The organism is Nocardia brasiliensis IFM 10847, assembly GCF_000710915.1.
Taxonomy (GTDB): domain Bacteria; phylum Actinomycetota; class Actinomycetes; order Mycobacteriales; family Mycobacteriaceae; genus Nocardia; species Nocardia brasiliensis_A.
This window is the reverse complement of the sequence record NZ_BAUA01000210.1, coordinates 22,698-41,238: the sequence shown is the minus strand read 5'-3', so window position 1 is coordinate 41,238 and position 18,541 is coordinate 22,698. Positions and strand designations below refer to the sequence as shown.

General features: G+C 69.6%; 15 protein-coding genes. 8 read left to right on the top strand and 7 right to left on the bottom strand.

The features are described from left to right. Window positions 1-34: 34 nt before the first annotated feature. On the top strand, window positions 35-1,162 hold the full coding sequence (locus NBRGI_RS41685) for a YihY/virulence factor BrkB family protein (RefSeq protein WP_029903618.1): 1,128 nt from the start codon (window positions 35-37) through the stop codon (window positions 1,160-1,162). A gap of 270 nt (window positions 1,163-1,432) precedes the next feature. Here the strand turns inward: NBRGI_RS41685 and NBRGI_RS41680 are convergent, their stop codons facing one another. Beyond that, a complete protein-coding gene (locus NBRGI_RS41680) occupies window positions 1,433-1,678 on the bottom strand; it encodes a DUF3039 domain-containing protein (protein WP_086006299.1) in 246 nt (81 codons plus the stop codon). Window positions 1,679-1,885: 207 nt separating this feature from the next. On the opposite strand from NBRGI_RS41680, the gene NBRGI_RS41675 reads away from it, so the two are divergent. Further along, window positions 1,886-2,239: a DUF3099 domain-containing protein gene (locus NBRGI_RS41675; RefSeq protein ID WP_029903614.1), complete on the top strand. Its 354-nt coding sequence runs from the start codon at window positions 1,886-1,888 to the stop codon at window positions 2,237-2,239. A 253-nt stretch (window positions 2,240-2,492) separates the two neighbouring features. Here NBRGI_RS41675 and NBRGI_RS41670 read toward each other — a convergent pair whose 3' ends face one another. Beyond that, entirely contained in the window at window positions 2,493-3,791 is a 1,299-nt protein-coding gene (locus NBRGI_RS41670; RefSeq protein ID WP_029903613.1) for an MFS transporter, read from the bottom strand. A gap of 150 nt (window positions 3,792-3,941) precedes the next feature. Here NBRGI_RS41670 and NBRGI_RS41665 point away from each other — a divergent pair, with 150 nt between their 5' ends. The 3 genes from NBRGI_RS41665 (at window position 3,942) to NBRGI_RS41655 (ending at window position 7,624) form a co-directional block, all read left to right on the top strand. Next, on the top strand, window positions 3,942-4,688 hold the full coding sequence (locus NBRGI_RS41665; protein ID WP_029903610.1) for a VOC family protein: 747 nt from the start codon (window positions 3,942-3,944) through the stop codon (window positions 4,686-4,688). Window positions 4,689-4,942: 254 nt separating this feature from the next. Further along, window positions 4,943-6,463, top strand: coding sequence for a DUF7782 domain-containing protein (locus NBRGI_RS41660; protein ID WP_029903608.1), 1,521 nt, complete (start codon window positions 4,943-4,945; stop codon window positions 6,461-6,463). Window positions 6,464-6,655: 192 nt separating this feature from the next. Beyond that, a complete protein-coding gene (locus NBRGI_RS41655; RefSeq protein ID WP_014986732.1) occupies window positions 6,656-7,624 on the top strand; it encodes a sigma-70 family RNA polymerase sigma factor in 969 nt (322 codons plus the stop codon). Window positions 7,625-7,805: 181 nt separating this feature from the next. On the opposite strand, the gene NBRGI_RS41650 is transcribed toward NBRGI_RS41655, so the two are convergent. Further along, window positions 7,806-8,825 carry a hypothetical protein gene (locus NBRGI_RS41650; protein WP_029903606.1) on the bottom strand — a complete coding sequence of 340 codons (1,020 nt, stop codon included), beginning with the start codon at window positions 8,823-8,825 and terminating at the stop codon, window positions 7,806-7,808. Window positions 8,826-8,951: 126 nt separating this feature from the next. Here NBRGI_RS41650 and NBRGI_RS41645 point away from each other — a divergent pair, with 126 nt between their 5' ends. After that, window positions 8,952-9,557: a TetR/AcrR family transcriptional regulator gene (locus NBRGI_RS41645; RefSeq protein WP_029903605.1), complete on the top strand. Its 606-nt coding sequence runs from the start codon at window positions 8,952-8,954 to the stop codon at window positions 9,555-9,557. A 95-nt stretch (window positions 9,558-9,652) separates the two neighbouring features. On the opposite strand, the gene NBRGI_RS41640 is transcribed toward NBRGI_RS41645, so the two are convergent. Both NBRGI_RS41640 and NBRGI_RS41635 read right to left on the bottom strand, forming a co-directional pair. Then, window positions 9,653-12,325: a bifunctional acetate--CoA ligase family protein/GNAT family N-acetyltransferase gene (locus NBRGI_RS41640; protein ID WP_029903604.1), complete on the bottom strand. Its 2,673-nt coding sequence runs from the start codon at window positions 12,323-12,325 to the stop codon at window positions 9,653-9,655. Then, window positions 12,318-13,586 (bottom strand): acetoin utilization protein AcuC, encoded by a 1,269-nt coding sequence (locus NBRGI_RS41635; RefSeq protein WP_029903603.1) that lies wholly within the window; start codon window positions 13,584-13,586, stop codon window positions 12,318-12,320. Before NBRGI_RS41635 ends, NBRGI_RS41640 begins: the two co-directional genes overlap by 8 nt. A 198-nt stretch (window positions 13,587-13,784) precedes the next feature. Between NBRGI_RS41635 and NBRGI_RS41630 the strand changes: the two genes are divergently transcribed. Continuing rightward, window positions 13,785-14,471 carry a metal-dependent transcriptional regulator gene (locus NBRGI_RS41630; RefSeq protein WP_029903602.1) on the top strand — a complete coding sequence of 229 codons (687 nt, stop codon included), beginning with the start codon at window positions 13,785-13,787 and terminating at the stop codon, window positions 14,469-14,471. A gap of 3 nt (window positions 14,472-14,474) precedes the next feature. Then, window positions 14,475-15,455, top strand: coding sequence for a UDP-glucose 4-epimerase GalE (gene galE / locus NBRGI_RS41625; RefSeq protein WP_029903601.1), 981 nt, complete (start codon window positions 14,475-14,477; stop codon window positions 15,453-15,455). Between the two features lie 189 nt (window positions 15,456-15,644). Here the strand turns inward: galE and NBRGI_RS49500 are convergent, their stop codons facing one another. Further along, complete coding sequence (locus tag NBRGI_RS49500) at window positions 15,645-17,684, bottom strand: DUF4192 domain-containing protein (RefSeq protein WP_235211288.1); 2,040 nt, start codon at window positions 17,682-17,684, stop codon at window positions 15,645-15,647. Window positions 17,685-17,823: 139 nt separating this feature from the next. After that, complete coding sequence (locus NBRGI_RS41615) at window positions 17,824-18,531, bottom strand: sensor domain-containing protein (protein WP_235211287.1); 708 nt, start codon at window positions 18,529-18,531, stop codon at window positions 17,824-17,826. Window positions 18,532-18,541 lie beyond the last annotated feature (10 nt).

The window sequence follows — 18,541 nt, the reverse complement described above, 5'->3', positions numbered from 1 at the left end:
ACGGATCGAAGATGTAGGCGATGCTGTAGGCACGATGTCCGAGAAGAAGGCCCTGCCGAGCGACCCGCTGCGCACCGACCTACCGTCGCTCAGTGGTGGATTTGCTGCGCGAAAGCTGACCTGGTCGCAGCGCGTCATCCTCGGCGGGCGACGGGCACGCAGGCGGACCATCCGGCTCATCGTGCGGGTCGCGGTGAAGGCGTGGGACGACTCGATCTTCGCCAAGTCCGCGGCCGCAGCGTTCTGGCAGACGCTTTCGCTGGCGCCGCTGCTGCTCGGCGTGCTCGGCAGCCTCGGCTACGTCGGCGGGTGGTTCGGGCCCGACACCGTGCAGATCGTCGAATCCAAGATCATCTCGTTCAGCCGCGACCTGTTCAGTTCCACCGTGGTCTCCGATCTCATCGAGCCCACCGTGCAGGATGTGCTCGGGCGCGGACGCGGTGCGGTGGTGTCGGTCGGTTTCGTGCTGTCGCTGTGGGCCGGGTCGTCCGCGATGGCGACCTTCGTCGACTCGATCGTCGAGGCGCACGATCAGCAGGACGCGCGACACCCGGTGTGGCAGCGCATCTTCGCGCTGCTGCTGTACGTGTTGTTCCTGGTGGCGTCGGTGTTCATTCTGCCGCTGGTCGCGCTGGGGCCGACCCTGATCGGGCGGGTGCTGCCCGCGGCATGGCGGGCGACCGGGCTGCGCCTGCTGGACTTCTTCTACTATCCCGGCGTCGGACTGCTGCTGATCGTCGGACTGACCACGCTGTACAAGCTGGCGTTGCACACCTCGCTGCCCTGGCATCGACTGTTCAACGGGGCGTTGGTGGCCGGCGTGTTCTTCATGGCCGCGAGCGAAGGACTGCGGCGCTACCTGTCCTGGGTCACCGACACCGGCGTCACCTACGGCGCGCTCGCCACCCCCATCGCCTTCCTCCTGTTCACCTACTTCCTCGGCTTCGCGGTGATCCTGGGCGCCGAATTCAATGCCGCCGTCCAAGAATTCTGGCCCGCCCGCGCCACCCGCATGGAACAGGTCAAGGAATGGATCGCCAACCAACTCAACGGCGACCCCGAAGACGAACCCGCCCCCGACACCCCGAATCCCACCACCCCCGACCCGAACTCGAGCGCCACGCCCCAAGACCCCGTCGACACCGAACCGAGAACCGCCTAGCACGAAGGGTCGGGCAGCGCTCCGGTTACGTCGGCACACGCGCCGCGGTGCAGCCGGACCCTAACCCACCCGAACCACGGCCGCCACCCGTTCACCGTCCGCTACGCCAGCCACAGCGCAGCTGACCAGCCATCGCGGCCACGACGCGCACGAATTGGCACGGCGCGCGCAAGTTCGTCAGCGATTTCGCGCGCGGGACGACAATTCACGCGCGGGACGCCAACTCGGGCGACGCTGCCAGGCGTACCACGTGCGGTGATTCGGCGGGGGTCAGTCGCCCTTTTTCAGGCCGTCGTAGACCTTCTTGCAGTCGGGGCAGACCGGGGAGCCGGGCTTGGGCGAGCGCGTCACCGGGAAGACCTCGCCGCACAGGGCGACGACATGGGTGCCCATGACGGCGCTCTCGGCGATCTTGTCCTTCTTCACGTAGTGGAAGAACTTCGGGGTGTCGTCGCTCGTCGACTCGTCGGTGGTCGAATCCGGGCGAACCATCGTGTCACTACTCACGCACTCCATGATGCCGCATGACAACTTCGCTGCCCAAGAGGCTATGGACGTCGAGGACACGTGACCCAACCGGCGTCGTGTCCCTTCGCTCCGCATTCGCCGGGCTGACCACTGTGTGTGCGGTCGAGCCCGGACAGTGGAAGACTCGACGGCATGCAGCAGCACGGCGACTCCTCCGACGCCGACGACCTCGACGGCTCCGGCCCCGAGGTCACGATGCCCTCCGTTTCTCCGCGCAAAGCCGGATACTTCCCCGGCAGCGACGACAAACATCCCGTCCTGATCACCGAGGCGCAGCCCTCGCTCGAGGATCAGCACCGCGCCCGGGTGCGCCGCTACACGATCATCATGGCGTTCCGTATCCCGTGCCTGGTGATCGCCGCGATCGTCTACAGCTCGTTCCACAGCGCGCTGCTCGCGATACTCGTCATCGCGGTGTCCATCCCGCTCCCCTGGATCGCCGTCCTCATCGCCAACGACCGCCCGCCGCGCCGCAAAGACGAACCGAGCCGCTGGGACCGCCCCCGCACCGCCATCGAATCGCGCCCGCACAACGCCATCGACGGCTGATACCGGCCGAACTTCCCCACACCGCGAAACCAACCGCAAAAGCGGAGTCCATCGGCGTCGGCCGGCCACCTCCGCACGTCAGCAGTGCCGCTCACCGTCCACAGGGATCGCCGCCGCGCTCATCGCGGCGTCAGCACCGACCGCCGCCGACACCGGAATCCCAGCCGTCCACCGCACCACCGGTACCGATCTCCGGCCACCTCGGAATCGACGCCACAGCAACCGGACCCCACTTCGCTCGGGCCGACCACACTCACGCGGGGACGGCGAGCGTTTCGCTCGGGCGGCGGGTGACGAAGGCGGACATCACGGCGGCGACGGCGCAGAGGGCACCGGCCAGGTACCAGGCGAGGTCGTAGTTTCCTTGGAGGTCGCGGATCACGCCGGCACCGGTGGCGGCGATCGCCGAGCCGATCTGATGGGCGGCGAAGACCCAGCCGAAGGCGACGGGTCCGTCGGCGCCGAACAGTTCGCGGCAGAGCAGCACTGTCGGCGGAACGGTTGCGACCCAATCCAATCCGTAGAAGATGATGAACACCCACAGGCTGGGCTGGGTGTGCGGACCGAGCAGCGACGGCAGGATCAGCAGCGACGCGCCCCGCAGCACGTAGTAGCCGACCAGCAGATAGCGCGGGTCGACCCGGTCGGTCAGCCAGCCGGAGAAGATGGTGCCCGCCACATCGAACACGCCGACCACGGCGAGCAGGCTCGCGGCGGCCGTCGGCGGCATCCCGTGGTCGTGTGCCGCGCTGACGAAGTGGGTGCCGACGAGCCCGTTGGTCGACGCACCGCACACCGCGAATCCCCCGGCCAGCAACCAGAATCCGGGCCGCCGCGCGATCGCGGCGAGCACGGTGAGCGCGCGCCACGCCCCCGCACTCGCCGGCGTGCGCAGACCGACGAGGCTGCCTTCTTCCGCGCCGTACGCGGTGACCCCGACGTCGCTGGGGAAGTCCCGGACGAACAGCAGCACCAGCGGCACCACGGCCAGCGCCGCTCCGGCGACGATCAGCGACGGCACCCGCCAGCCGTGCGCGTGCGCCAGGGCCGACACCAGCGGCAGGAACACCAGCTGACCGGTCGCGCCCGCCGCGGTGAGCACCCCGGTGACCAGGCCGCGCTGCCGCACGAACCAGCGCCCGGTGATGGTGGCGACGAACGGCATCGACATCGACCCGACCCCGATGCCCACCAGCAGACCCCAGGTGAGCATCAGATGCCACGCCTCGGTCATGAACACGGTGAGCCCGCTGCCCGCGGCGACCAGCACCAGCGCGCACGCCACCACCTCGCGGATGCCGAATCGGTCCATCAGCGCCGCGGCGAACGGCGAAATCAGCCCGTAGAGGAGCAGATTCAAGGACACGGCCGCACCGATGGTGCCGTGCGACCACCCGAACTCCGCGTGCAGCGGATCCAGCAGCACGCTGGGCACGGAGCGGAACGCCGCCGCCCCGATCAACGTCACGAACCCGACTCCCGCGACCACCCATGCCGGGTGCAGTCGCCGGTGCTGGATCGAAGCGGTCGGCGGCGTCTGGAGTTCGGTCATCCGCTGAGCGTGCCGGAATTCCGCCGGGGCAACGAGTGGCCGGAAAGCCACAAAACACCAATATCGTGCCACTTCCGACGACACGCCAATGTCCTCGACAGTGGATGCCGCTTTCCCTAATGTGTCCCGGGGAACAAGACAGGAGAGAACATGATTCGGTGGGTCTGGGCCTTCCTCGACCGCCCCGCACAGCGTTTCGACGACTGCGCCAAGTTCTGGTCCACGGTCACCGGTACCGAACTCTCCGCCCGCCGCGGCGAGCACGACGAATTCCTCACGCTGCTACCCGATCCCGCGCTCTTCGCCGCCGCGGGCGTGAAGATGCAGGCGGTGACCGGGCTCGGCGGCGTGCACCTCGACTTCGATGTCGACCACATCCCCACCGCGGTGCGCACCGCACTCGACCTCGGCGCGGATCTGGTCGCGAACCACCCCGACTACGCGGTGCTGCGCTCCCCCGGCGGCCAGACCTTCTGCCTGACCCCGAGCGGTCGCGCCACCAGCACCCCCGCGCCCCCGGTGACCGCACCCGACGGCACCCTCAGCCGTCTCGATCAGGTGTGCCTCGACATCGGCCCCGCCGATCACGCGGTCGAGACCGAGTTCTGGAAGTCGTTGACCGGCTGGACCTTTCAACAAGGCAGGTTGGCGGAGTTCGCCCGGCTGCGCGCCGAACAGCACCTGCCGGTGCAGTTGCTGCTACAACGCCTCGGCGAAGACCGCGCCACCAGCGCGCACATCGACCTCGCGTCCGACGACATCGAGGCCACGGCCACCTGGCACGAATCCCTCGGCGCCACCATCGTGCAGCGCTACGACTACTGGATCGTGATGGCGGATCCGGCGGACGCCACCTACTGCGTCACCGCCCGCAACCCGACCACGGGCCTCCTCTGAACCCCACCGTTCGAGAACCCGTGCGGGAAACTGCTCGCACCCGCTCCAGCGTGCCGCACCCATCCTGGCACCCCGCACCCATGCGGGCACCCCGCACGCTTTCGGGCTCCGTGCCGTCCCAAGCCCTTGCGCTGGTTCAGGTGTGACCCTCGCGCTGGTTCAGGCGTGCCGGGGAGACACACGGCGTAGGTGTTCGAGTTCGACATCGCGACCACCTCACCGGTTCGGCACCACTGCGGTGGCAGAGTACCGAGGTGCCCACGAACCGATCGACCACCACCGAATCCCTGCTCACCGCGCTGTGCCCGGACCTGCGGACGGCGCTGACCCGCGTCCGCTACGACGCCGACACGCTGCTCGAGGTGCTCGGCGAGGACGCGCACGCGGCGCTGGGCCGTTCCGAACCGGTCCCGGTGCGCCGCGCGGCCCGCGACGCGGGCGAGCTCGGCACGCTGATCCGGCTGCTGCTGCTCGGCGATCCGATGCCGGAACGCGACGTGGCCGCGGCCCTGGCGCCCGTGGACATCGATCGCGCGATCGCGGCGGGCCTGCTGCGCCGGGCCGGGGACACCGTGCTGGCCGTGCTGGATCTGCGTCCGCTCGACGCGGGCGCGGGCACCCGATGGATTTTGTCTGATCTCGACGACTCGATGCGCAAGCGGACGCTGAGCGAAGACCACGTGCTCGGCGTCGGCCACGCCTCGCTGTCGCTGCTGCGCGCCACCCCGACCCGGCCCGTCGGTTCCGTGCTCGACCTGGGCACCGGTTGCGGTGTGCAAGCCGTCCACGCGACGTCCTATGCCGACCGGGTGACCGCGACGGACGTGAACCCGCGCGCACTCTGGCTCGCCGCAGCGACCGCCGCGCTCAACGGCCTGGATCTGGAGCTCGTCGAAGGATCCTGGTTCGAGCCGGTCGCGGGACGCCGCTTCGATCAGGTGGTGGCGAATCCGCCGTTCGTCGTCGGCCCGGCCAGGATCGAGCACACCTACCGGGATTCCGGATTGGCGCTCGACGGCGCGAGCGAGCTCGTCATCGGCCAGGCCGCCGATCTGCTCAACCCGGGCGGCACAGCCGCGATGCTCGCGGCATGGGTGCATGTCGAGGGTGAGGACTGGCGTCACCGCGTGTCGTCCTGGCTGCCCGCGCACGGCATCGATGCCTGGGTCGTACAGCGCGACGTCGCCGATCCCGCCCTCTATGTCGGCACCTGGTTGCGCGACGCGGGCCTGGACCCGCGCGACACCGCCGCCCAGGCGCGTGCCGATCAGTGGCTCGACGCGTTCACCGCGGCGCAGGTGGAAGGGGTCGGGTTCGGGTTCGTCTATCTGCGCGCCATCGACGGACCGACCGAACTGCTCGCCGAAGACCTCACGCACGGTTTCGAGGATCCGCTCGGTGACGAGGCGACGAAGTATTTCGAGCGGTCGGCCTGGCTGCGCGCCGTCGCGGGTGACGAAAACCTGGCCTGGACTTCACGATTCGTGGTGGACCCGGCGACGGCGCTGGAGCGCGTCGCACTGCCCGGGCCCGAGGGCTGGACGCCGCGGGTGGCGCGGGTGCATCGCGGCGACGGGCCGCGCTGGCAGCACGAGGTGGATGAGACAACCATCTCCCTGCTCGCGGGAATGCGCGCCGACGGCCTGCCGTTGTACGAGCTGATCGAACTGCTGGCGGTTGCCCACGGAGCTGACGACGTGACCTCGGAGTTCGCGTCCGAGGCACTGTCCGTGGTGGCCGGACTGGTGCGCCACGGACTGGTACGGCCGGTGTAAAGACAGCAATCGCGGGTAGGTCGGTGCAGGCATCGGACAGCGGCAGTTCCACAACGGCGTGCTTCTCAGGAACTTCTCAGACGAGAGTGATGAAAACCGCACGTCAGAGCGGTTTATCTCAGCCGAGACGGGGAACTTTCTCCCTGTCGGGTCCGTTGTTCGGAGTGAGACACCACCGACAGGAGGCAAGTCATGACAAGCCCCGCCACCACTCGTGTGCGCACCAGCGATCAGGACCTCGACGCCCAGAGCCCCGCAGCCGATTTGGTACGCGTGTACCTGAACGGGATCGGCCGCACCGCACTGCTCACGGCTGCCGACGAGGTCGAGCTGGCCAAGCGTATCGAGGCGGGCCTCTATGCCCAGCACCTGCTGGAGACCGGCAAACGACTGTCGGCCACCCGCAAGCGCGATCTGGCCCTGATCGTTCGCGAAGGCCAGGCCGCCCGGTCGCATCTGCTGGAAGCCAACCTCCGCCTCGTGGTCTCGCTCGCCAAGCGCTACACCGGCCGCGGCATGCCGCTGCTCGACCTGATCCAGGAAGGCAACCTGGGCCTGATCCGCGCCATGGAGAAGTTCGACTACGCCAAGGGCTTCAAGTTCTCCACCTACGCCACCTGGTGGATCCGCCAGGCCATCACCCGCGGTATGGCCGACCAGAGCCGCACCATCCGGCTGCCCGTCCACTTGGTCGAACAGGTGAACAAGCTGGCCCGGATCAAGCGTGAACTGCACCAGCAGCTCGGCCGCGAAGCCACCGACGCGGAACTGGCCAACGAGTCCGGCATTCCGGTCGACAAGATCTCCGATCTGCTCGACCACAGCCGCGACCCGGTAAGCCTGGACATGCCGGTCGGCAACGACGAAGAGGCCCCGCTCGGCGACTTCATCGAAGACTCCGAGGCGACCTCGGCCGAGTCCGCGGTGATCGCCGGACTGCTGCACCACGACGTGCGCAGCGTCCTGGCCACCCTCGATGAGCGCGAACAGCAGGTCATCCGCCTGCGCTTCGGACTCGACGACGGCCAGCCGCGCACCCTCGACCAGATCGGCAAGCTGTTCGGGCTGTCCCGCGAGCGGGTCCGCCAGATCGAGCGTGAGGTCATGTCCAAGCTGCGCAAGGGCGAGCGGGCCGACCGCCTCCGTGCCTACGCCAGCTGACCCGAAATGCCTGGTGCCGAACAGGTTTCGGCACCCGACGACGGCACGTACCGTTGTCCGACCAGGTGACCCTCGGGGTCACCTTCCAGCGCCGGCCGGTGCCGCGCATCCCCGCCCCCTCCGGGAGTTCGCGCGAGCCGGTCGGCGCGAACTCCACTGAGTACCGGGCCCGCCGATCCGTTCAGGATGCGGCGTAAAACGTTGCGAGCGTGGCGAATGCGGCCTTCGGTTCCCACGGCAGACTCGGATAGGTCTGTCCACCACCGGATTCGAAGGTCTTGACGATGCCGTAACTGGCCAAGTCCAGGTCGTCGCGGGGGTCGCCGCCGGGACGGTGCACGTGGTCGTAGAGAGCGAAGACGAAGACGAAAGTGGCTGCTACGCCCTCGGCGTCGAAAACCTCCAGTAGTTCGTGGAGGTACGCGGCTTGGCCCGCTTCGTCGCGCTCGTAGACGCCGTTCAAGCGGACCGGTCCGTGTGCGTCGTACTCGACGATGTCCAAGCCCTGCGCACCGCGATCGCCCGCACCACGGTAGGTGGCGGAGCCGAATTCGGTGATGGCTACCGGTTTTCCGCACCCCACCAGCGCGCGCACACCGTCCTGGAACCGATCCGCGACCTCCGCCGAGCGGTAGAGATCCACCGAGACGATGTCGAACAGTGTCCAATCGACGCGCTCGAACTGGATCGACGCATAGGTGACCGGGCCCTCGAACCGCTCTCGAACCAGTGCGACCGCCTTGCCGAGCACCTCGTTGACGGCCTCGCCCGCCGCGCGCAGCCGTTCGGCCCGCCCTTCCGCTCGCAGCAACGCGGCCAGACGTTCCTCGACTGTGTCGCCGGGCAGGAAACCCGGTGCCATCAGGCTCAATTCAGCGCCGGTGACGAACACCACCTCGGCACCGCCCCGTCTGATCCGCTCCGCGCGTTCGGCGCACTCGGCGAACAACGCCAGCATCTCGTCCACGGACGATTCCAGCGGATACGGGGAGAACCACACGATCAAGCCGAGTTCGGCCGCGATCGTCGCGGCGAGTTCGAGACGTCCGGCATCGCCGCCGATCAGGCGTACCGCGTTGCAGTGCAGGTCATCCCGGATGACGCGCAGCTCCCGCTCGACGATCACCGGATCGAATCGCGTGCGCGAAAACATTCCGTCACGCAGAAATCCGGTGTCGTAGCTGATGCCTTTGACCCGCATGGGAACCACCCTCTCGATCTTTAAGGTACAGAAAGTACCCTAATCATCGATGTGCCAGCCAGGCAAGTACATTGTTTAGGGTACGATTCTGCGGGTCTGAGTACGACGCTCGAGGGAGGACAGAGAATGCGGCAGCCGCAGGAGCAGCCGATGCGGCGCCGGGGCGCGGCCCTGGAGGAAGCGCTCTTGCGCGCCGCCGCGGACGAACTGCTCGAATCCGGATACGCCGGACTCACCATGGACAAGGTCGCGGTCCGCGCGGGCACCAACAAGAACGCCCTGTACCGGCGCTGGCCGAACCGGCTCGCGCTCGGCATCGCCGCCTACCGGCAGCTCACCACAGCCGTGCAGGCTCCCGACACCGGTTCACTCCGGGACGACGCGCTGAGCCTGCTGCGTGGCGCCAACCGCCACTGGAGTTCCCCGCTCGGCGCCATCCTGCGCGACCTCATGGCCGCCGCCGGTGGCGCCGCCGAACTCCTGTCCCAGCTGCCCGATCAGTCCGGCGACGCCACCGCCGCGCTCTGGCTCACCGTCCTGGGCCGGGCGGTCGCCCGCGGCGAAGCGGCCCCCGAGGCCCTGCACCCCCGCGTCGCCACCGTCGCAATCGTCCTGCTGCGCAACGAGTTCGTCACCCGCGGCGTCCCCACCGCCCCCGACGACGTCCTCGTCGAAATCGTCGACGAGGTGTTCCTGCCGCTCATCCGGCACCGCAGCCCGTCGCGGACTTGACCCGGGCACCCCGCCCACGGCTCGACGCGACGGGGCGGTGTTCCAGCGGGCTCGGTGTTCCAGCGCGGCTCGGTGTTCCAGCGCGGTTCGGCGGGTCAGCCGAGGCGGCGGGGGCCGGTGTCGAAGCGGCTGGGCTCGGGGCCGATACGGCCGCGGGCGTACAGGATTTCGGCGGAGTTGGTGGAGGCCAGGACCGGGTCGAAGGCCAGTTCGCGCATCTCGGGAAGGTCATCGAACAGGGCCGAGATGCGTTGGGCCAGTTCGGCCAACGCGGCCTTGTCTACTCGCGGACTGGCCGGGGTGCCGGAGAGCAGCGGTGCCGCGCGCGGGGCGTCGATGAGCGCGGTCGCCTCGTCGGCGGTGAGCGGTAGCGCGCGGTAGGCCCGGTCCCCGAGGAGTTCGATGATCAAGCCGGACAGGCCGAATTCGATGACCGAGCCGAACGAGGGATCGTCCTGCACCCGCAGCACACAGCCGACACCCTTGGTCGCCATCTTCTGAATGTGCTGCACCGGATCGCCGCACAGTTCGGCGAGATCGGCGTAACCCTGCCGCACCGCCTCCGGCGTCCACAGGTCCAGCCGCACACCGGTGAGATCCGGGCGCCGCCGCCACATTTCGCCGGTCGCCTTGGCCGCCACCGGATAGCCGAGTTCGTGCGCGGCCGCGACGGCCTCCTCGGCGCTGCGCACCTCGCGGAACTCCACGACGGAAATGCCGTAGCAGTCGAGCAGTTCGACGGTTTCCAAGTCGGTGAGCCTGCGGCCGCCCGCATCGGTCATCCACTGCGCCACCAACCCGCGCGCCCGCTCGGTATCGATCCGATCCGGACGCTGCACCGGCGACACCGGCCGGTTACGCCATTGCGCGTAACGCCGGACCCGGGCCAAGGCACGCGCGGCTCGCTCCGGGTCGGGATAGCTCGGAATCGAACCACGAACCGCGGCGGCGCCCTGCCCGCGCACGGCGAGCAGGTTCGGGATGCCTTGCTCGGCAATGAAGGTCGTCAAGATCGGCTTGCCCGCGTCGGGCACGGCGGCGACCGCCGCCCGGATCGCGTCGGCGAACCCGGCCATCGGCACCGGCACCGGCGGCGCGAAAACCACCAGCACGGAATCGATCTCGTCGGACCGCAGGGCCGCGACAGTGGCGTCGAGATAAGAACCCGGCGTCGCCTGAGGCCCGAGGTTCACCGGATCGCCGACGGCCAGACCCTCGGACTGCGCGGCATCGACCGCCAACCAGTTCAACGCCGCGCTGTTGCCGACCACAGCCAAGCGGGAACCGCCGGGCAGCGGCTGATAGCCCAGCAGCGCGGCGCAGTCGAACAGCTCCGAAATGGAGTCGACCTGCACGATGCCCGCCTGCGCGAACAGGTCTCGCACGATCGAGCGATCCATGTCCCCGCCCGGCTGCGCGGCGTGCCTGCCGCTGCTCACCGCGACGATCGGCTTGGTCCTGGCCACCCGGCGGGCGATCCGGGAGAACTTACGCGGATTACCGAACGACTCCAGATAGAGCAGGACCACGTCGGTATCCGGGTCGGTATCCCAGTACTGCAACAGGTCGTTACCGGAGACGTCGGCGCGGTCACCGGCCGACACGAACGTCGACAAGCCCAGATTCCGGGCCGCCGCCTCACCGAGAATGGCCGCGCCCAGCGGACCCGACTGACAGAAGAAGCCGATCCGTCCCCGGCCGGGCAGTACCGGCGCCAGGGTCGCGTTGAGCGCCACCGCGGCATCGGTGTTGGCGATGCCGAGCGCGCTCGGCCCGACCACCCGCATGCCGTGTCCCCTTGCCGCGGCGACCAATTCGCGTTCGGCGGTGCCGCCGCCCACGCCGGTCTCGTCGAAGCCGGCGGTGAGCACGACGAGTCCCTTGACCCGTTTGGCCATACAGTCGTCCAGCACCGAGGCGATCTCGCCGGGCGGCACCGCGACCACCGCGAGATCCACCTCGTCCGGGATCTCCCGCACCGTCGCGTAGGCGCGCACGCCGCGCACCGAGCGCCGATTCGGATTCACCGGGAACACCGGCCCCTGGAACACCCCGGACAGCAGGTTGTGCAACACCGCACCGCCGACCCGGCCTGCGCTCGGCGTCGCGCCGATCACCGCGACCGAACGCGGCGTGAGCAGATTGCCGACACTGCGGGCCTCCGAGGCGCGCTCGCGCGAATCCCGCACGGACAGCAGCGCTTCGGTGGGATCGATCGCGAACTCCAGGTGCAGCACCGAACCGTCCCTGCTGCGCTCGACCTGGTAGCCCGCGTCGCGGAACACCGTCACCATGGTGGTGTTCTCGGCGAGCACCTCGGCGACGAAGGTCTCGATCTTGTTCTCGGCGGCGGCACCGGCCAAGTGCTCCAACAGGATCGAGCCGAGCCCGCGTCCCTGATGCTCGTCGGCCACCACGAACGCGACCTCGGCGGAGCGGCGTCCCACCCGGTCGAGCAGTTCGTAGCGGCCGACCGCGACGATCGCCGTACCGAGCACCAGCACCAAGCCCACCCGGTCGTGATAGTCGACGTGGGTGGTGCGGTAGAGGTCCTTCGGTGAAATCCGCGGGTACGGGCCGAAATACCGCAGATACCGAGTGCGATCGGAGAGCGCGCCGTGGAATTCCTGCAAGCGCTCCGCGTCGTCCGGCGTGATCGGCCGCAGCCGTACCACCCCGCCGTCGGAGGCGAGGACGTCGGCGAACCAGTGCTGCGGCGGCGGAGGCGGGACCGCCGGGGTGTCCGGTGTGTCGGCGGGGTCAGTCACGAGGGTCCTCCGGATCCAGGCCGAGCAGCCCGAAACTCGCTCGGCGGGTGGCAAGCACGGCCGTGTCGACGGCGCGTTGGGCACGGTCGAGGCGCGCGTCTCCAGTCTCCCCCGTACCGCCGGGGCCATCCCACGGGCGGTAGTCGATGTCGCCACCGTCACCCATGGTGCGCGGCGGGTCCGTCTGGGGCGCCGCGGCCCGGACCAGATCCATCCAGTCCTGGGGAATCGCGGTGTCCGGCGCGATGGTCCGGTCCAGCGCGGTGGCCAGCAGATGGGTCCACGCGCGCGGCACCACCCGGACCAGTCCGTAACCGCCGCCCCCGACCGCGAGCCAGCGCCCTTCGGCATGTTCGTCGGCCAGGTCACGCATCGCGCGGAAGGCGGCGCGCTGACCGTCCACCGTGAGCTCGAGATCGGCCAGCGGATCCTCGCGATGGGTGTCCACGCCGCACTGGCTCACTACGATCTGCGGCCGGAACGCCGCCACCGCGCCGGGCACCACCGCGTGGAAACCGCGCAGCCACTGGGCATCTCGGGTGCCGGGCAGCAGCGGCAGGTTGATCGAGGAGCCTTCCGCGGCGCCGGCCCCGGTCTCCTCCGGCCACCCGGTGTTCGGCCACAGCGTCGCCGGGTGCTGGTGCAACGAGATGGTCAGCACCCTGGGATCACCATAGAACGCGCGCTGCACACCGTCGCCGTGATGCACGTCGACGTCGAGATAGGCGATGCGATCGAAGCCGTGGTCGAGCAGCCAGGAGATGGCCACGGCCGCATCGTTGTAGACGCAGAACCCCGCCGCCGAGTCGGCCATCGCGTGATGCATGCCACCGCCGATGCTCACCGCCCGGCTGCTCCGCCCCTCCGCGATGGCCCGCGCCGCCGCCAGGGTGCCGCCGACGATCACCGACGCGGCCTGATGCATACCGGGGAACACCGGATTGTCCGGTGACCCCAAGCCGTACGGTGGCGCGAGCGGGGCGCCTTCGGGCGCTACGGCGTGCTCCACCGCGTCGATATAGGCCGGGGTATGGATGCGCAGCAGGTCGGCGCGCTCGGCCGCGGCCGGCGCCAATAGTTCGACACCGTCGAGTAATCCGAGACTTTCGGCGAGCGCCATGGTGAACTTCAGACGCGCCGGTTTCATCGGATGCTCCGGAGTCCAGGTGTAATCGAGGAACCGGTCGGTCCAGACGACGGTTCCGGTGCTGCGCTCTGCGCCGGGTGGCGCCGGGTGTTCGCTGCGCGGTGCAGTGGCCATGGTCGCCACGCTACGCGGGAAGGTACCAACCCCGTTGAACGTTGCTATGCAGTAGAAATACAAGCAAGTGCGATAACGGCGGCTCGCCGTGCGCCGACCGGAATTCCGCAATGCCGCGTCCGATGCGGCGCGACACCATCCGGCGCACGGTCGTGTCGCCGTGCGTAGGTAGAATTCGTGCCGACGAAGGGGTAACAGGTGAAGGATCTTGTCGACACCACGGAGATGTATCTCCGTACCATCTACGACCTCGAGGAGGAGGGCGTGGTGCCCCTGCGCGCCCGGATCGCGGAGCGCCTCGAGCAGAGTGGACCGACGGTGAGCCAGACCGTCGCGCGGATGGAGCGCGACGGCCTGCTGCTTGTCGCCGGAGACCGCCACCTGGAGCTCACCGAGAAGGGCCGCAGCATGGCGATCGCCGTCATGCGCAAGCACCGCCTCGCCGAGCGCCTGCTCGTCGACATCATCGGCCTGGACTGGCAGAACGTGCACGCCGAGGCCTGCCGCTGGGAACACGTGATGAGCGAGGACGTCGAGCGCCGCCTGGTCGAGGTGCTCAACCACCCGACCACCTCCCCCTACGGCAACCCGATCCCCGGGCTGGACGAGCTCGGTATCGTGCCGCCGACCTCCGCCGAGGAGACCCTGGTCCGGCTGACCGATCTGCCGCACGGCCAGGTGCACGCCGTCGTCGTGCGCCGGCTCGCCGAGCACATCCAGACCGATCCCGAGGTCATCGGCCAGCTGCGCGAGGCGGGGGTGGTGCCCGATGCCCGCGTGACGGTGGAGAACAAGCCGGGCACCGTTGTCATCACCGTGCCGGGTCACGCGGGTTTCGAACTGTCCGACGAGATGGCGCACGCCGTCCAGGTGAAGTTGGTCTGATCCGTGAAACTTCTGGTCACTGGTGGCGCCGGGTATGTCGGCGGCGTCTGCGCGCAGGTGCTGCTCGAGGCGGGACACGAGGTCGTCGTCGTCGATGATCTGTCCACCGGCAATGCCGAGGGTGTTCCCACCGCGGCCCGCTTCGTCGAGGGTGATGTGGCGCAGGTCGCGCCCGCGCTGCTCACCGCCGAAACCTTCGACGGTGTGCTGCATTTCGCCGCGCAGTCGCTGGTCGGCGAGTCGGTGCAGCAACCGGAGAAGTATTGGCACGGCAATGTGGTGAAGACCTTCGAGTTGCTCGAGGCGATGCGCCACACGGGCACACCACGATTGGTGTTCTCCTCCACCGCCGCGGTGTACGGCGAACCGGAGCAGGTGCCGATCACCGAGGACGCCCCGACCAGGCCGACCAACCCGTACGGCGCGTCGAAGCTCGCCATAGATCACGCCATCACCTCCTATGCGATCGCGCACGGGCTGGCGGCGACCAGCCTGCGCTATTTCAATGTCGCCGGCGCCTACGGCGGCCTCGGCGAGAACCGGGTGGTGGAAACACATCTCATTCCGCTGGTGTTGCAGGTCGCGCTCGGGCACCGCAAGGCCATCTCGGTATTCGGCACCGACTGGCCGACGCCCGACGGCACCGCCGTGCGCGATTACATCCACATCCGTGACCTCGCCCAGGCCCATCTGCTGGCGTTGACCAGTTCCGAGGCGGGCACGCACCGCGTGTACAACCTCGGCAGCGGCACCGGTTTCTCGGTCCGCGAGGTGATTTCGGCCTGCGAGCGTGTGACCGGCCTGCCCATCGCCGCCCAGGACGCACCGCGCCGCCCCGGCGACCCGGCCACCCTCATCGCCTCCAGCGCCCGTGCCATCGCCGAACTCGGCTGGCATCCCGAGCACAACGATCTGGACGAAATCGTCTCCGACGCTTGGACATTCCTCCGGTCACTCGGCTCCCGCGCGCACAGCGCCAAGTAACCTGCGGGCCGAGCACCCCACCTGAACGCCTGACCCGAGTGCCGGATCACGGGACCTGGTGACGATCGCCCTACGCGCCGTGCTGCCCCGATGGCAGCACGGCGCACTCCCCGACCATCCCCGGCACCGGACCCCGTCGGCATCCCGCGCCTGGACCCTGGACCGCGAATCATGCACCGCGGCAGGGCTTCACATCAATGGTTCGCCGAGGTCTATGCCGAGGTCCGCGGCGGCGTGATAGCCGCTGCGGGCCAGGCGGCGCATCTGTTCCGGACGCATGCCGAGCGACAGCGAGGTCTCCAGCAGCAAGGCCATGGGGTGGTCGGGATCGGCCGTCAGGGCCGCCTCCAGCGCGATCCCGGCCAGCGGACCGTCACCCCTGGCGTAGGCGCTGTAGCCGAGCAAGGCGGCGGCCTCCGCGCGGTCGCGTCCCCGCAACGCCCTGGTCAGGGCGGCCCACAGTGCCTCGGCCGCGGCGGCATGGTCGCCGACCGCGAGCGCGAACATGGCGTCTCGCACGGTCCGATCACGCAGTGCGGCAGCGAGTTCGGCCAGTTCCCGGGCCATCGGCTCGTTGTCGGATTCGAGGTTGGCGACCTGCCACAGGACGTACTCCAGGGCTTGCCTACTGTAAGCGTCCGGCTCGCCACGGCGCACCGCCCGGGCGTACCGCTCGCGGGCGATGGCGAGCGCGGTGTCCAGCAGCGCGGCGACCTCGTCCTGGAGCGCGACGTCCTCGGTCACCATTGCGGCCAGCTCCGCACGGGAGCCGAGAACCGGCCGCCCGTCGAGCACCTGCGACAGCGCCACCGCGGAAGTGGCCGGATCTGCCAGCAGTCCACTGCGTTGCTCACCGAACAGGCTCCACCACCGTGCACCCGGCCGGATCTCGCGCGCGGCCCAGGCGCCGGCGAGCGCGATGTCCTGGGCGGCGAGCCGCCTGGCCAGGGCGGCGACCAGCATGTCGAATCGCCCTATGCCGCAACGCGCGACGAGGTCTGAGCCACACAGATCCGGTTCGACGGATCGATCGTCGACCACCACCGCGAGCACCTCGGCCACATCGTCGTGCGCGGACACCTGGGCTACGCACCGCGCCACCTGTTCGGCGCGCAGCCGTCCGCGCCCGCCCTCCTGGTCCAGGTCGAACCGCATGACCGCGTCGATGATCGCGCCGTCGTCCCGATCCGGCACCGCCCGCAGCACGAGCACGACGAGCGAACGCTGCGGCGCGAACCCGATCATGGCGGGTACCCCCGCGATCAGGTCCCCCGGCTCGTCCACGTGCACGACACACTCGGATGTCTCGACACCGAAGGGTGGTGCGGGCTCGGCACAGACCAACGCGAGATCGGCGTCGATATCGGCCGCCCAGTCCGCTGGAGCCGCGCCCGCGGCACCGTCGCGGCCCGGCACGTCCTCGCGCCCCGCTGACGCTCGCGCCGTCGGCACGCTTTCGTGCTGCTCGACGACGACCGGGCCGTCGCCCTCCTCGGCCACCACCGTGTCGTTCCCCGCAGCATGCACATCAGGCTCGGCGTCGCTACTCCGAGACCAACTGGCCGCCAACCGGTTTCGCTCATCGGACGCGTCGGCGCACTGATCCGCTCCCAGGACCACCTCGTCCGGGCGGGACCGCCGTTGCTCGCCACCGGCCGCGCGCACGCCCGCCTCGACGGCGCACCGATCCGCACCAGGAACCACCTCGTCCGCGCCGGACCGCGGGTCCTCACCACCTGCCACACGCACGCCCGCCTCGACAGCGCACTGATCCGCACGAGGAACCGCCTCGTCCGCGCGGGACCGCGGGTTCGCACCATCCACCATGCGCACGCCCGGCTCGTCGGCGCACCGATCCGCACCAGGAACCGCTTCATCGGCGCCGGACCGCGGGTCCTCACCACCTGCGACACGCACGCCCGCGTCGACGGGCTGCTCGGTCGGCGCGCCTTCGTCCCGTGCGCCCGGCACCGCGCAATCGTCCGGCTGCACGCACGTCCCAGCTCGCGCGCAGTCGTCCGGGCGCGCACAGTCGGCCGAGCGGACGGTGGCGTCCGGCATCGGGCGCCGCTTCAGAAAGCTGCACGAGCGCAGCGCGACAGCGAGACTCACCGGTGCGCGAGATGTGCTGCTGCGCAACGTGGGACGGGAGCAAGGCGCCCCGGGGACGGCGCCGGACGCCGAATCGGAGGCCAGGACGGTGAGGTACGGGTTCACGGGAGTGGTCATGGCAGCGAGCCTGCCCGCGCACCCCGCCGAACGCCCCACGCCGACCAGGCGATTCACCGCGCCTGTGGATTCCGCCGCATTGTGGACAACCGCACGCACCGCTGCCGTGCGAGCGCTGCCGCTTGTCACCAGAGGCGTGCTACGACCCCTGTTCGACGCGGTGGGCGGTCGTCACGAACAGTTCGTTCACCGCCGCCGTATCCGGTTCGGACGCGGAAAAGGACAGGTACGTCACGGTAATTCGCACATCACCGATCTGCCCGGTCACCGCCCGCATCGTCTGCGTCAGACCGGTGCCCGCGACGTCCGGCAGGACCGTCCGCCGCAACCCCAGCGCATCCTCGGCCTCGGACTTCGGGGCGGCGACGAGTTCGGTCGTCACGGTCGTCCCGGCCCCGCTCTGGTTCACCCGCATCGACCGGCACTGTGTCAGCTGACTGCGCAACGCTGCCAGCGGCTGGCGCGTCCGGGCCAGCTCGACGGTGACGGTGGCCCGGGTGGCGTCGTCGGTGCCGACGGCGACCGCCCGCTGGTCGGCGCCGAATTTCGGTTCCGGCGGTGCGCATTCCGGCGGCTGCACCGCAGCGCCGCGCCCGACCCCGGTGAGGTCGCCCGCGGCCTGCGCGGCGGCCTCCGGCGGCAGCACGACCGCCGGGTAGCGCTTCGGGAACTGCGCCGGCTCGGGCAGCAGCGCGGCCAAGGGGCTGCTGATCTGGCGGGTCACCGACGTCTGCTCGGCCGACACCGGATGTCCGGTCACCGTCGACCCGCACCCGGCGAGTAGCACCGCACACGCCGCGGGCATGGCGAAGCGCACCCGCTTGCGCGTCGAATCCGCCACAGTCACCCGATCCACT

Bases quoted from the DNA above. Each gene is read 5' to 3' on its own strand.
- NBRGI_RS41685 (WP_029903618.1), top strand. From the start codon at position 35: ATGTCCGAGAAGAAGGCCCTGCCGAGCGACCCGCTGCGCACCGACCTA.
- NBRGI_RS41680 (WP_086006299.1), bottom strand. From the start codon at position 1,678: ATGGAGTGCGTGAGTAGTGACACGATGGTTCGCCCGGATTCGACCACC.
- NBRGI_RS41675 (WP_029903614.1), top strand. From the start codon at position 1,886: ATGCCCTCCGTTTCTCCGCGCAAAGCCGGATACTTCCCCGGCAGCGAC.
- NBRGI_RS41670 (WP_029903613.1), bottom strand. From the start codon at position 3,791: ATGACCGAACTCCAGACGCCGCCGACCGCTTCGATCCAGCACCGGCGA.
- NBRGI_RS41665 (WP_029903610.1), top strand. From the start codon at position 3,942: ATGATTCGGTGGGTCTGGGCCTTCCTCGACCGCCCCGCACAGCGTTTC.
- NBRGI_RS41655 (WP_014986732.1), top strand. From the start codon at position 6,656: ATGACAAGCCCCGCCACCACTCGTGTGCGCACCAGCGATCAGGACCTC.
- NBRGI_RS41650 (WP_029903606.1), bottom strand. From the start codon at position 8,825: ATGCGGGTCAAAGGCATCAGCTACGACACCGGATTTCTGCGTGACGGA.
- NBRGI_RS41645 (WP_029903605.1), top strand. From the start codon at position 8,952: ATGCGGCAGCCGCAGGAGCAGCCGATGCGGCGCCGGGGCGCGGCCCTG.
- NBRGI_RS41635 (WP_029903603.1), bottom strand. From the start codon at position 13,586: ATGGCCACTGCACCGCGCAGCGAACACCCGGCGCCACCCGGCGCAGAG.
- NBRGI_RS49500 (WP_235211288.1), bottom strand. From the start codon at position 17,684: ATGACCACTCCCGTGAACCCGTACCTCACCGTCCTGGCCTCCGATTCG.